The organism is Streptomyces qaidamensis (assembly GCF_001611795.1).
GTDB classification, from domain to species: Bacteria; Actinomycetota; Actinomycetes; order Streptomycetales; family Streptomycetaceae; genus Streptomyces; species Streptomyces qaidamensis.
In genome coordinates this window covers 3,786,710-3,799,866 of record NZ_CP015098.1, presented here as the reverse complement: position 1 = coordinate 3,799,866, position 13,157 = coordinate 3,786,710, and the positions used below count along the sequence as shown (strand labels likewise).

Genomic DNA, 13,157 nt, shown 5'->3' with positions numbered 1-13,157 from the left:
GTCAGACGCTCGTGCCCGTCGTGCTCGTGTTCGTCGTATCCGGCGTGTTCGTCGTGTCCGACGGGGAGGTGTCGTCGGTGCGGCGGCGGCGCACGGCCCAGAACACGCCGGTGCCGGCGACGACCGTGACGCCCACGCCGATGACGCCCGCCAGCCCCCCGGACAGGCGAGCGTCGGCGACGTCCTTGACGCCGTAGTCGGCGAGCGGGGAGTCGGCCACCGCGTGGTCCTCGGCCTTCTTGTCGATGCCGTGGTCGGCGGCGACCTTCTCCAGGCCGTCGGGGTTCGCCGAGGCGTAGAAGCTGACGAACCCGGCCAGCACGAGGGAGGCGACCAGGCCGGCCGCCCACACCTTGCGGTGCGAAGTGCGGGCGGCGGCGGGCACGGGCTCGGGCTCGGCGTCGGGGGCGTCGACCAGTTCGCCGTTCACCCGCAGCTTCAGCTTCTGCGTGAGGCCGCGCGCCCCGTACACCAGGTCCGGGCGTACGGCGATGACCGAGCCGACGGTCAGCGCGGTGATCACGGCCTCGCCGATGCCGATCAGGACGTGCACGCCGATCATGGCGGTGGCGACCTTGCCGATCGACACGTCGGTGGTGCCGCCGATCGCGTACATCAGCGTGAAGGCGAGCGCGGCGGCCGGGACGGAGACCAGGGCCGCGACGAAGGCGGCCGCGGTGACCGATCGGCGGGTGCGGGGCAGCACCTTCACCAGGCCGCGGAAGAGGGCGTAGGCCACGACCGTCGTGACGATCGCCATGTTGGTGATGTTCACGCCCAGCGCGGTCAGACCGCCGTCCGCGAACAGGATGCCCTGCATCAGCAGGACGACGGAGACGCACAGGACCCCGGTGTAGGGACCGACGAGTATCGCCGCCAGCGCACCGCCGAGGAGATGGCCGCTGGTCCCCGCCGCTACGGGGAAGTTCAGCATCTGCACCGCGAAGATGAACGCCGCCACGAGCCCGGCCAGCGGCGCCGTGCGCTCGTCGAGTTCGCGGCGTGCGCCGCGCAGGCTCACGGCGATGGCGCCCGCGGCGATCACACCGGTGGCGGCGGAGGTGGGCGCGTTGATGAATCCGTCAGGTACATGCACCGTTCGATGATGTGGCTTGATGCGAACGGTTTGCAAGAGCGTGATGCTCGTTTTATCTCACCCGTGATATATCCGGCTCCAGGAGCGCAATCCGGAAAATATGCGACATTGGAGAGGGAGTGGACGCACGGTTTCCACTCGGATTGCGCACGGTGAAGGGGCCGTCCGATGTCCGTAGTCGAGCAGTACGCGCGAGCCCACATCGTCTCGGACGCGGCCGTGCCGCTGGTCGACGAGCTGGAGGCGGTTCCGGTCACCCTGCGGTACGACCCCGACCACGATCCCCGGAAGGTGCGCATGACGCTGCCGGGAGCCGGGGGACGCGAGTGGGTGTTCAGCCGCGAGCTGCTGGAGGAAGGTCTGCGGGCTCCTGCCGGGAGCGGCGAGGTGCGGGTGTGGCCGTGCGGCCGGGTGCAGGTCGTGGTGGAGTTCCACTCCGCGCAAGGGGTGTCGGTGGTGCAGTTCGAGCGCCAGGCGCTGCTGCGGTTCCTGCGGCGGACGTACATGGCCGCCGCGGAACCCGTGACGCATTGATCCGCATCACGCGCTGAACTCCGTCAGCACTGAACTCCTTCAGCGCTCAAGTCCGTCAGCGCTCAACTCCGTCAGCACTGAACTCCGTCAGCGCTGAACCCCGTTACGCGCTGAACCCGGGGCTCAGCCGCCCGCCTTCAGCAGGGCCGCCACGATCGGGCCGGCCGTCGAGCCACCGTGCCCGCCCTGCTGGACCACGCCCGCGGCGGCCAGGTCGCCCCGGTAGGCCGTGAACCAGCCGTTCGGCTTCTTCTGCCCGTCGACCTCGGCGGACCCGGTCTTCGCACCGACGTCGCCGCCGACCCCGGACATCGCCTCCGCGGCCGTGCCGTACGCGGCGGTGTACGCCATCAGCTCACGCAACTGGGACAGGGTGCTCGCCGGCATCGTGCGCGCGGCCTTCGCCAGCTCCCGCCCGTCCACGTCCGGGGAGACCAGGTACGGCTGGTGGAAGGTGCCGGCCTTGACCGTCGCCGACACCGACGCCATGTTCAGCGGGTTCATCCGGACCCCGCCCTGCCCGATCAGCGAGGCACCCATCTGGGCGGCCGACTGCACCGGCACCGCGCCGTCGAAGGACGGCACTCCGATGGCCCAGTTGTTCAGCCCCAGGCCGTAGACCTGCTGGGCCTCCTTGGTCAGGTCGTCGTTCTTCAGCTTCGGGGCCTGGCTGATGAAGGCCGTGTTGCAGGAGCGGGCGAAGCTCGCCTTGAACGTGCCGTTCTTGATCTGGAACTTGTCGTCGTTCTGGAACTTCCAGTGCCCGTACGTGAAGTACTTCGGGCACGGGTGCTTCTTGTCCGCCGAGGCCAGGCCCTTCTCGATCAGCAGCGACGAGGTGATGACCTTCATCGTGGAGCCGGGGGCCAGGGAGCCCTGGAAGGCGGTGTTGAAGCCGGGGGAGGCGTTGGCGGCGGCCAGGATCTCGCCGGTCGACACCCGCAGCAGGGCCACGGACGACTTGGCCTTCTTCGCGACCTGCTTCTCGGCGGCCGCCTGGAGGGCCGGGTCCAGCGTGGTCTTCACCGTGCCGGGCGTGCCCTCGCTCAGCTCCAGCAGGGTCTTGTCGGAGAGGTCCTTCGCCTCCGCGGACTTCCCGCGCACCACCCGCAGTTCGATGCCGGCCTTGCCGCCGGCCTCCTTGCCGTACTTCTCGCGCAGGCCGTCCAGGATCGGGCCGATCGAGGCGTACTTCTTGGTGGTCAGTTCGCCGCCGTCCCGGTCGAGCGCCTTGACCGGGGGCGTGCCCGCCGCGCCGGTGACCAGGGTGTCGCCGTCCCGCAGATCCGGGTGGACGACGGCCGCGTGCCAGTCGACCAGCGGCTTTCCGTCGGCGGCGCGGCGCACGACGGTCAGGGCGCTGTCGTACGCCAGCGGCTTGTCGGTGCCCTTGTAGGACACCGTGCCCTTGACGGAGAACGGCACCTTGTCGCCGGTGGGCCGGCCCGGGGTGAGGGTGACGTCCTTGATGTGGGCGTCCTTGGTGTAGCCCGTGAGCAGTGACCGGGCCGCGGAGGTGTCGTCGGTGGCCGCGGCGGCCCGGTCGACCTTCTGGGACTGCCAGGCGGTGAGGAAGGCGCGGGCGGTGGTGGTGACTTCGGCCGGGGACAGCGGGCCCGTCTTCACCTCGGCCTTCTGGTCCGAGGCCCGTGTCCCGTCGTCCGCGGCGGCGCCACCGCCGTACAGCGCGTAGGCACCGGCCCCGGCGCCCACCACGACCACGGCGATCATCCCGCCGATCACGGCGGGTCTGGTCTTCCGTCGCTCGGCGACGCGCCTTCTGTTGCCCACTGCTGTCCGTTCCTCCGAGATTCCCCAGGGCTCCCGTCGCCCTCAGCCGTCCCATGTCCCAACGACGGCCACCACCCTAGGGTCCCGTGGCGCGGAGGTGAGATCAGCCACCTGTTCGTAGCACGGCTGCGACAATCGGCCCGGCCGCGTCACCGCCGTGGCCGCCCTCCTCGGTCATGGCCGCCGCCGCGATGTCGCCCCGGAATCCGGTGAACCAGCTGTTGGACTTGGCGTTGCCGTCGACCTCGGCGGAACCGGTCTTGGCGCCGATGTCACCGCCCAGTCCGGCCATGGCCGGCGCGGCGGTGCCCTGCGTGGCCGTGAGCCGCATCATCTGCTTGAGCTGGGCGGCGGTGCTCGCCCGCAGGCCCTGGGCCCGGGCCAGCTCCCGGCCGTCCAGCTCCGGCGAGACCAGGTAGGGCTGGCGGAAGGCGCCGGTGATGGCGGTCGCGGTCACCGAGGCCATGTTCAGCGGGCTCATCTGCACCTGCCCCTGCCCGATGGCGCCCGCCGCCCGGTCCGGCCCGTCGACGGCGGGGACGCTGCCGTCGAAGGAGGCGATGCCGGTCGTCCAGTTGTCCTGCCCCAGGCCGAAGCGCTCCTCGGCCTCCTGGGTCAGCGAGGCGTCCGTGAGCGGCTTCTCGTCGATGAGCTTGATGAAGGCGGTGTTGCAGGACCGCATGAAGCTGTTGGCGAGCGTGGCGTTCTCGTTGGCCTTCATGCCCGTCAGGTTCTTGAACGACTGGCTCTGCCACACGGCGGTGTCCGGGCAGGGTGCCGGGCCGTTCATGGAGGTCACACCGTTGTCGATGAGCATCGCGGCGGTGATGATCTTCATGGTGGAGCCGGGTGCCGCCTCGCCCTGGAAAGCGGCGTTGAAGCCGTCCGTGCGGTGGTTGGCCACGGCCAGCACCTCGCCGGTGCTGGGCTTGACGGCCACCACCGACGACTGGGCGAACCGCTTGACCGCCTTCTCGGCCGCTGCCTGCGCGCCCGGGCTGATCGTGGTGGTGAGCTTGCCCGGCTTGCCCTCGGCGAGGGTGAGCAGCGGAGTGTCGGGAGCGCCGTTGCCGGTGTGCCGGATGACCAGTTCGACGCCGGGGGTGCCGCCGGCCTGCTCGCCGTACTTGTCGCGCAGGGCGTCCAGGATCGGTCCGAGGGAGGGGTACTTCTCCTTCGTCAGCTCGGCGCCGTCGCGGCCCACGGCCTCGATGGGCGGCGTGGCCGACTCCTCGGTGACGAGGGTGTCGTCCTTCTTCAGCTCGGGGTGCACGACGGACGGCTGCCAGTCGACCAGCGCCCGCCCGGTGGTCAGCCCGCGCACGACCTTCAGCTCGCTCTCGTAGCTCAGCGGCTTGGACTTCCCGCCGTAGGCCACCTTCGCCTTCACCGCGTACGGGACTGTGGTGCCCCGGGCCGCGCCCGGCGTGATCTTCACGCCGGTGATGTGCGCGTCGTCGCCGAAGGCGGTGAGCAGCTGCTCGGCGGCGCCGTCGTTGTTCGTGTACGAGGCCGCCGTGGCGGCAGCGCCCTTCTCCCAGGCCGTGAAGAACTTGGCCGTGGTCTCCTTGACCTCGTCCTTGCCGGGCGGCCCCGACTTCTTCTCCGCGGCCACCCCGCCCGTGCCGCCCCCGTCACCGTTCAGCGCGTTCACGATGTTGTAGGTGCCGTACCCGGCCCCGCCCAGCATCACCGCGAACACCCCGCCTATGACGGCGGTTTTGACCCCCTTGCCCATGGGTGGACCCCTCCCCGTTGAGCCCCACACGCTCCTTTGAACGCGTTCAGAAAGCTCGGTGCCGGGGGGACTCTATGCGTAAGCGGTTACTAACCGGGGCGGGAGTTTTCGGATTGTGACCGAACGTAGATCACACCCACGTGTCCAGCCACATCCGCGACCGCCAGTCGTCGATGGGGATGGCGGTGCCCGTGTACAGCGGCCAGAAATAGATGAAGTTCCAGGTGATCAGGAGGACCAGGACGCCCGCGGCCGTGGCGCCCGCGACGCGGCGGGTGTCGCTGGAGCGGGGTGGGCCGATGATCGCGCCGAGGAGCATCGCCACCGCCAGGCACAGGAACGGCAGGAAAACGACGGCGTAGAAGAAGAAGATCGTGCGCTCCTGGTACATGAACCAGGGCAGGTAGCCGGCCGCGATGCCGCAGGCGATGGCACCCGCGCGCCAGTCACGGCGGAAGAACCAGCGCCACAGCACGTAGAGGACCGCGAGACAGGCGACCCACCACAGCAGCGGCGTGCCGAGGGCGAGGACCTCGCGGGCGCACTTCTCGCCGGCGTCGGCGGGGCAGCCGTCCTTGCCGGGGGCCGGGGACTCGTAGAAGTACGACACCGGGCGGCCGAGGACGAGCCAGCTCCACGGGTTGGACTGGTACGTGTGCGGCGAGGACAGGCCGACGTGGAACTCGTACACCTGGTGCTCGTAGTGCCACAGGCTGCGCAGCCAGTCGGGCAGGAACGTCCAGCTGCCGCCCTTGCCGCTGGTCGCGGCCCAGTTGCGGTAGTAGCCGCCGGAGCCGTTCGTGGCGGAGAGGATCCAGCCGGTCCAGGACAGCAGGTAGGTGACCAGGGCGACCGGGACCGTGGCGACGAACGCGAGGCCGGTGTCGCGCTTGAGGACCGCCGCGTACGGGTGCCGGGCACCGGCGACCCGCCGCGAAGCGACGTCCCACAACACCGCCATCAGGCAGAACGCGGCCAGGATGTAGAGGCCGTTCCACTTCGTGCCGATGGCCAGGCCCAGCATCAGGCCCGCCGCCCAGCGCCAGGGGCGCCGTCCCAGGCGGGCCGTCTCGGCCGTGTGCCGGTCGGGCCGGGCCCGGCCGTCCTCGTCCAGCGGCAGCGCGGCGGCGAGTTTCGCGCGGGCCCTGTCCCGGTCCACGAGCAGACAGCCGAACGCGGCCAGCACGAAGAACATCAGCACACCGTCGAGCAGCGCCGTGCGGCTCATCACGAAGTGCAGGCCGTCCACCGCCATCAGCGCGCCCGCCAGACACCCCAGGAAGGTGGAGCGGAACAGGCGGCGGCCGATCCGGCACAGCAGCAGCACGGACAGCGTGCCGAGCACCGCCGTCATGAAGCGCCAGCCGAAGGGATCGAACCCGAACATCAGCTCGCCGAGCCCGATGACGTACTTCCCGATCGGCGGGTGCACGACGTACGCGGCGTCCGCCGGGAGCGGGACCTGCCCGCCCGACGACAGCACCAGGTCGTTGGCCTTCTTGTCCCAGTTGAGCTCGAACCCGCGGTGGATCAGCGCCCACGCGTCCTTGGCGTAGTACGTCTCGTCGAATATCACCGCCCTGGGGCTGCCCAGGTTCCAGAACCGCAGCACCCCCGCCAGCAGCGTGACGAGCAGCGGGCCGATCCAGCCCGACCAGCGCACCAGCCGGCCCGCGAGCTGGTGCGGGACGCCGAGTGCCGCCCACAGGCGCGGGGAGGGCTCGGTGTACGGCGGCACCAGGCGGTCACGGACGTCGCGGGCGTCGCTTCTGGGCTGCCCCTGGTAGCCGAAGCGGCGCAGCCGCTGCTGCCAGGACGGCCGCTGGTCGAGCGGCGCCTGGCCCTGCCGGGTGTCCGTGGAGGACGCGGTACTGGTCACCGCGCCATCGTAGGGAACCGTTCTGTGTGAGTCCCGTGCATGGCCGGTATGCGTCCGCATCCTCCGCCCCTGGGAGGAGTCCGGGCCCGCCGCCCCTGGGAGGATGGGAGCGTGATCGGAACCCTCGTACTCGCAGGCACCCCCATCGGCGACATCGCGGACGCCCCGCCCCGGCTCGCCGAGGAACTGGCCGGAGCCGATGTCGTCGCCGCCGAGGACACGCGGCGGCTGCGCCGGCTGACCCAGGCGCTCGGCGTCACGCCCAAGGGGCGGGTCGTGTCGTACTTCGAGGGCAACGAGGCCGCCCGGACGCCGGAGCTGGTCGAGGAGCTGGTGGGCGGGGCGCGGGTGCTGCTCGTCACGGACGCGGGGATGCCGTCCGTGTCCGACCCGGGGTACCGGCTGGTCGCCGCCGCGGTCGAGCGGGACGTACGGGTCACCGCCGTGCCCGGGCCGTCCGCGGTGCTCACCGCGCTCGCGCTGTCCGGACTGCCGGTCGACCGGTTCTGCTTCGAGGGGTTCCTGCCGCGCAAGGCGGGGGAGCGGCTGGGGCGGCTGCGGGAGGTCGCCGAGGAGCGGCGGACGCTCGTCTACTTCGAGGCCCCCCACCGGCTCGACGACACGCTGGCGGCGATGTCCGAGGTGTTCGGGGCCGAGCGGCGGGCCGCGGTGTGCCGGGAGCTGACCAAGACGTACGAGGAGGTGCGGCGGGGCGGGCTCGGGGAGCTGGCCGCGTGGGCCGCGGAAGGGGTGCGCGGCGAGATCACGGTCGTCGTGGAGGGCGCGCCGGAGAAGGGGCCCGAGGAGGTCGGGCCCGAGGAGCTGGTCCGGCGGGTCCGGGTGCGGGAGGAAGCGGGGGAGCGGCGCAAGGAGGCGATCGCTGCGGTGGCGGTGGAGGCCGGTGTGCCGAAGCGGGTGGTTTTCGATGCGGTGGTCGCCGCGAAGAACGCTGCGGGGTGACCGGGTTCGGGGTGGGGCTCGCTCCAGGTGCTTTGCGGGGCGCGGGTGGTGTGGGGTTGATCGCGCCACGCGGCGGAGCCGCACATGGATACGGCCCCGCGCCCCTCAGGGGGCGCTAAGCATCCCCTGAGCAGGGCGCATGTCGGATGAGCGTGCGCCCCATGGGTGGGCAAAGCGCAAGGGGTGCAACGGCAAGGGACGCCCAAATCGGGGCCAACAGTCGACAGGTCTGCTGCCATCGGTCCGGCCGAGGAGTCCACTGGGTCGCGGGGACGGAATCGTCCTCACGCCACAGCGGAACAGGAGCTGGCATGAGTGAGATCGCAGGGCAGACCGGGCTCCGCGCCGGTGCGACCGCAGTCGTCAACGAGTCCTACTCGTTCGCCTGCATGCGGTGCGGACACGGCTGGGAGCAGTCGTACGAGATAGAGCACCACACGGACGCCGCGGGTCACGAGTTCGTCCTCTATGTCGCGGACGGCAAGGTGGTGCCCTCCCCGTTGAGCAAGCCCGAGTGCCACCACTGCGACAGCCATGTCGTGCGCATCATGCGGCCCGGGCGGGTCGCGTCGGCGCGCGACGCGGCGCACCGGCCCTCCCGCGTGCCGCCGCCCGCCGGGCCCGTGGAAGCGCCCGCGGCACAGGCCGGGGCCGACGGCGAGGAGCGCGAGCACCACCACTGGCACCTGTCCGACCTGCTGCACCCCTTCCAGCGCAAGGCGAGCTGACCCGTCCGGCTTCCCTTGTAGACGCCCTCCCCGACCCTCCTCCATCGGGGAGGGCGTGCCCCTTTCGTAGGATCGGGGCATGCCTTCGAACGACTCCGGCCGCCAGGACAAGAACGCGGCACCGCCCCTCCCGGAGCCCCTCCGGGTCCCGGTCGCCGACTCCCACACCCATCTGGACATGCAGTCCGGCACGGTCGAGGAGGCCTTGGCGAAGGCGGCTTCGGTCGGAGTGACGACGGTCGTGCAGGTCGGCTGCGACCTCAAGGGCTCCCGGTGGGCGGCGGAGACGGCGGCGGCCCACGACGCCGTCCACGCCACGGTCGCCCTGCACCCGAACGAGGCACCCCGGATCGTGCACGGTGACCCCGACGGATGGTCGCGGCAGGGCGCACGCGAAGCCGGCGGCCGGGCCGCGCTCGACGAAGCGCTCGCCGAGATCGACCGGTTGGCGGCGCTGGAGCAGGTCAAGGGCGTCGGCGAGACCGGCCTCGACTACTTCCGCACCGGGCCCGAGGGCAAGGACGCGCAGGAGCTGTCCTTCCGCGCCCACATCGAGATCGCGAAGCGCCACGGCAAGGCCCTGGTCATCCACGACCGCGAGGCCCACGCCGACGTCCTGCGCGTGCTGAAGGAGGAGGGCGCCCCCGAGCGGACCGTCTTCCACTGTTACTCCGGCGACGCCGAGATGGCGGAGATCTGCGCGAGCGCGGGCTACTTCATGTCCTTCGCCGGCAACGTCACCTTCAAGAACGCCCAGAACCTGCGGGACGCGGTGGCCGTGGCCCCGCTGGAGCTCCTCCTCGTCGAGACGGACGCGCCCTTCCTCACCCCGGCGCCCTACCGCGGGCGGCCCAACGCCCCGTACCTCGTGCCGGTCACCGTGCGGGCCATGGCCGGGGTGCGCGGCATCGACGAGGACACCCTCGCCACGGCGCTCGGCGCCAACACCGCGCGCGCCTTCGGATACTGACGCCGGCCGCACTACTGTGCGTAGCCGCGTCGCTTTGGAGAGTGACGAACGCTCCGCTAGGTTCTGGGGGCCCGATCCGGACCCCTCTGGACCCCCTCCGGCCCCTGGAGCGTGTCGGCGTGAGCAACTCCCGATACGAGACATACGAGACCCACGAGACGTACGAGACGTATGGCCCGGCCTATGCCGGCCCGGTGTACGGCGGCTTCGACGCGCCGCCGGCTGACCTGCACAGCGCCGAGACGCTCGGCCATGGGACGCCCGGCGCCTACGCCGACACCTACCGGCCCGCCTACGAGGGGCCGACCCTGCCCGGGCTGCCCCGGCAGGGAGCTCCGGACGACGGTCCGGCGCCCGGGTCCGCCGAGCAGCCGGGCCGGGGCCCGGGTGCGCACGCCGGATCGCGTGCCGCGGCGCGCACCGGCGCTCACCGAAGATCCGCACGTCGGCGCAAGGCGCGCTACGCCGAGCGCCCGGACAGCCCGATGCGGCGGCTCCTCCCGCAGGCCCTGGTCGTCGCCTTCCTGGCGGGCGGCACCACGGCGTTCGTCGCCAAGGACAAGGCGATCGAGCTGAACGTCGACGGCAAGGCGCGCACCCTGCATACCTTCGCCGACGACGTCACCGAGCTGCTCGCGGAGGAGGGCGTAGAGGTGGGCGCCCATGACGTGGTCGCGCCCGGGCCCGGCACGGAGATCAGCAGCGGCGACGAGGTCGCCGTGCACTTCGCCCGGCCCGTGCGGCTCACCCTCGACGGGCACCGGCGCGAGATCTGGACGACCGCCCACACGGTGGAGGGAGCACTGCGGCAGCTGGGTGTGCGACAGGAGGGCGCGTACGTGTCCGCGTCGCGCTCCCGGCGCATCGGGCGCGAAGGGCTCGCCCTGGACGTTCGGACCGAACGCACGGTCACGATCATGGCGGACGGCCGCGCCCGCACGGTGCGCACCAACGCCGCGACCGTACGGGAGGCCGTCGAGGAGGCCGGGATCACCCTGCACGGCCAGGACACCACGTCGGTCCCGCAGGGGAGCTTCCCGCGCGACGGGCAGACCGTGACCGTGCTGCGGATCACCGGCGGCAAGGAGGTCCGCGAGGAGCCGATCCCGTTCCAGGTGCGGCGCACGGAGGACCCGGACCTGTTCCGGGGCACGGAGGTCGTGGAGCGCGCGGGCGAGCCGGGCCTGCGCCGGGTCACCTTCTCCCTGCGCTCGGTCAACGGCGTCCGGCAGAAACCGCGCCGGATCAGGTCCGAGGTGGTGCGCGAGCCACGCCCGCAGGTGGTCAAGGTCGGCACGAAACCGCGTCCCGCCTCCGTGCGGGGGGCCGACCACCTCGACTGGCAGGGCCTCGCGGCCTGCGAGTCCGGCGGCCGGCCCGACGCGGTCGACTCCTCGGGCACCTACGGCGGCCTCTACCAGTTCGACACCCGCACCTGGCAGGCCCTCGGCGGCAACGGACGCCCCCAGGACGCCCCGGCGGCGGAGCAGACGTACCGGGCGAAGAAGCTGTATGTGCGGCGGGGGGCAAGCCCCTGGCCGCACTGCGGGGCACGGCTGGGCGGATGAGCGGGCGGACAAGGGGGGAACCGAACCCCCGTACCCTTGTCCCGTGACCAGCAGCCCCACCCCCGACGCCCTCCTGGGCCCCGCCGACGTCCGCGAGCTCGCGGCAGCCCTCGGCGTACGCCCCACCAAGCAACGCGGACAGAACTTCGTGATCGACGCGAACACCGTCCGCCGTATCGTCCGCACCGCACAGGTCCGCCCCGACGACGTGGTCGTCGAGGTCGGCCCGGGGCTCGGGTCGCTCACCCTCGCGCTGCTGGAGGTCGCCGACCGGGTCACGGCCGTGGAGATCGACGACGTGCTCGCCGGTGCGCTGCCCGCGACCGTCACGGCCCGCATGCCCGAGCGCGCCGACCGGTTCGCCCTGGTCCACTCGGACGCCATGCACGTCACCGAGCTGCCGGGCCCCGCCCCGACCGCGCTGGTCGCCAACCTGCCCTACAACGTGGCCGTCCCGGTCCTGCTGCACATGCTCGACACCTTCCCGACCATCGAGCGCACCCTCGTCATGGTCCAGGCGGAGGTCGCCGACCGGCTCGCCGCGCCGCCCGGTTCGAAGGTCTACGGCGTCCCCTCGGTCAAGGCCAACTGGTACGCCGAGGTCAAGCGCGCCGGTGCCATCGGGCGGACCGTGTTCTGGCCGGCGCCCAACGTCGACAGCGGCCTGGTCTCGCTGGTCCGCCGGAGCGAGCCGCTGAAGACGACGGCCTCCAGGCGCGAGGTGTTCGCCGTCGTCGACGCGGCGTTCGCCCAGCGCCGCAAGACGCTGCGGGCCGCGCTCTCCGGCTGGGCCGGATCCGCCGCCGCGGCCGAGGAGGCACTGGTCGCCGCCGGGGTCTCGCCGCAGGCCCGGGGCGAGTCGCTGACCGTGGAAGAGTTCGCGCGGATCGCCGAGCACAAGGCGAACCGGCACCAGGAGAAGGAGTCCGCGTGAGCGTCACGGTCCGCGTCCCGGCCAAGGTCAACGTCCAGCTGGCGGTCGGCGCCGCCCGCCCCGACGGCTTCCACGACCTCGCCAACGTCTTCCTCGCGGTCGGCCTCTACGACGAGATCACCGTCACCCCGGCCGACGAGCTCCGCGTCACCTGCGACGGCCCGGACGCCGACCAGGTCCCCCTGGACCGTACGAACCTGGCGGCGCGGGCCGCCGTGGCGCTCGCGGAACGGTACGGCCGCAGCCCCGGCGTCCACATCCACATCGCCAAGGACATCCCCGTCGCCGGCGGCATGGCGGGCGGCAGCGCGGACGGCGCCGGCGCCCTGGTGGCCTGCGACGCGCTGTGGGAGACCGGCGCCCCCCGCGAGGAACTCCTGGAAATCTGCGCCGAGCTGGGCAGCGACGTGCCGTTCAGCCTGGTCGGCGGGGCGGCCCTCGGTATCGGGCGGGGCGAGCAGCTGACGCCCCTGGAGACCGGCGGCACCTTCCACTGGGTGTTCGCGATGGCCGGGCGGGGCCTGTCCACCCCGGCGGTCTTCCGCGAGTTCGACCGGCTCGGCGAGGGCAGGGACATCCCCGAGCCCGTCGCCTCCGCAGAACTCCTCGCCGCCCTCGCCAAGGGCGACCCGGACGCGCTCGCCGCCGCCGTCTCCAACGACCTCCAGCCCGCGGCGCTGTCCCTCTTCCCCGAACTCGCCGGCACCCTGGCCGCGGGGCGGGCCGCCGGTGCCCTGACCGCGCTCGTCTCGGGCTCCGGCCCGACCACGGCCTTCCTGGTCCGCGACCCGGAGTCGGCTGCCGCGGTGGCACAGGCCCTGCTCGCGTCCGGGACGTGCCGCACGGTGCGCACGGCCTCGGGCCCGGCGCCCGGCGCGACGATCGCCGGGCGTTAATCACGTGCCCCGGCCGGTGCCGGGCGTCTAGGCTCCCCCGGTTGTTTCACGAGGGGGCACAGG

11 protein-coding genes are annotated in these 13,157 nt (G+C 72.2%); 7 read left to right on the top strand and 4 right to left on the bottom strand.

Translation table 11 applies throughout. The features are described 5' to 3' along the window. Nucleotide 1: 1 nt before the first annotated feature. Nucleotides 2-1,096, bottom strand: coding sequence for an energy-coupling factor ABC transporter permease (locus tag A4E84_RS16595; RefSeq protein WP_062927335.1), 1,095 nt, complete (start codon nt 1,094-1,096; stop codon nt 2-4). Nucleotides 1,097-1,264: 168 nt separating this feature from the next. Here A4E84_RS16595 and A4E84_RS16590 point away from each other — a divergent pair, with 168 nt between their 5' ends. Further along, nucleotides 1,265-1,630, top strand: coding sequence for an SsgA family sporulation/cell division regulator (locus A4E84_RS16590; RefSeq protein ID WP_062927334.1), 366 nt, complete (start codon nt 1,265-1,267; stop codon nt 1,628-1,630). A gap of 123 nt (nt 1,631-1,753) precedes the next feature. Here the strand turns inward: A4E84_RS16590 and A4E84_RS16585 are convergent, their stop codons facing one another. The 3 genes from A4E84_RS16585 to A4E84_RS16575 form a co-directional block, all read right to left on the bottom strand. Beyond that, complete coding sequence (locus A4E84_RS16585) at nt 1,754-3,421, bottom strand: penicillin-binding transpeptidase domain-containing protein (RefSeq protein WP_062927333.1); 1,668 nt, start codon at nt 3,419-3,421, stop codon at nt 1,754-1,756. A gap of 103 nt (nt 3,422-3,524) precedes the next feature. After that, complete coding sequence (locus tag A4E84_RS16580; RefSeq protein ID WP_062927332.1) at nt 3,525-5,159, bottom strand: penicillin-binding transpeptidase domain-containing protein; 1,635 nt, start codon at nt 5,157-5,159, stop codon at nt 3,525-3,527. Nucleotides 5,160-5,289: 130 nt separating this feature from the next. Beyond that, entirely contained in the window at nt 5,290-7,038 is a 1,749-nt protein-coding gene (locus A4E84_RS16575) for a dolichyl-phosphate-mannose--protein mannosyltransferase (RefSeq protein ID WP_062927331.1), read from the bottom strand. Nucleotides 7,039-7,149: 111 nt separating this feature from the next. Here A4E84_RS16575 and rsmI point away from each other — a divergent pair, with 111 nt between their 5' ends. The 6 genes from rsmI to A4E84_RS16545 all read left to right on the top strand — a co-directional run bounded on the left by rsmI (nt 7,150) and on the right by A4E84_RS16545 (nt 13,094). Then, nucleotides 7,150-7,998 carry a 16S rRNA (cytidine(1402)-2'-O)-methyltransferase gene (gene rsmI / locus A4E84_RS16570; protein WP_062927330.1) on the top strand — a complete coding sequence of 283 codons (849 nt, stop codon included), beginning with the start codon at nt 7,150-7,152 and terminating at the stop codon, nt 7,996-7,998. Nucleotides 7,999-8,309: 311 nt separating this feature from the next. Further along, nucleotides 8,310-8,726 carry a hypothetical protein gene (locus A4E84_RS16565; protein WP_062927329.1) on the top strand — a complete coding sequence of 139 codons (417 nt, stop codon included), beginning with the start codon at nt 8,310-8,312 and terminating at the stop codon, nt 8,724-8,726. Nucleotides 8,727-8,805: 79 nt separating this feature from the next. After that, complete coding sequence (locus tag A4E84_RS16560; RefSeq protein ID WP_062927328.1) at nt 8,806-9,696, top strand: TatD family hydrolase; 891 nt, start codon at nt 8,806-8,808, stop codon at nt 9,694-9,696. A gap of 119 nt (nt 9,697-9,815) precedes the next feature. Next, nucleotides 9,816-11,264, top strand: coding sequence for a resuscitation-promoting factor (locus A4E84_RS16555; RefSeq protein ID WP_062927327.1), 1,449 nt, complete (start codon nt 9,816-9,818; stop codon nt 11,262-11,264). Between the two features lie 43 nt (nt 11,265-11,307). Beyond that, the gene (rsmA, locus tag A4E84_RS16550; protein ID WP_062927326.1) at nt 11,308-12,198 is read left to right on the top strand and encodes a 16S rRNA (adenine(1518)-N(6)/adenine(1519)-N(6))-dimethyltransferase RsmA; all 891 of its coding nucleotides are present in this window, start codon (nt 11,308-11,310) and stop codon (nt 12,196-12,198) included. Further along, the gene (locus tag A4E84_RS16545) at nt 12,195-13,094 is read left to right on the top strand and encodes a 4-(cytidine 5'-diphospho)-2-C-methyl-D-erythritol kinase (RefSeq protein WP_062927325.1); all 900 of its coding nucleotides are present in this window, start codon (nt 12,195-12,197) and stop codon (nt 13,092-13,094) included. The genes rsmA and A4E84_RS16545 overlap by 4 nt, the downstream gene beginning before the upstream one ends. Nucleotides 13,095-13,157: the final 63 nt, after the last annotated feature.

What these genes read in the sequence shown, in the direction of transcription:
- A4E84_RS16590 (WP_062927334.1), top strand. Translation starts at nt 1,265, where the DNA reads ATGTCCGTAGTCGAGCAGTACGCGCGAGCCCACATCGTCTCGGACGCG.
- A4E84_RS16580 (WP_062927332.1), bottom strand. Translation starts at nt 5,159, where the DNA reads ATGGGCAAGGGGGTCAAAACCGCCGTCATAGGCGGGGTGTTCGCGGTG.
- A4E84_RS16565 (WP_062927329.1), top strand. Translation starts at nt 8,310, where the DNA reads ATGAGTGAGATCGCAGGGCAGACCGGGCTCCGCGCCGGTGCGACCGCA.
- A4E84_RS16560 (WP_062927328.1), top strand. Translation starts at nt 8,806, where the DNA reads ATGCCTTCGAACGACTCCGGCCGCCAGGACAAGAACGCGGCACCGCCC.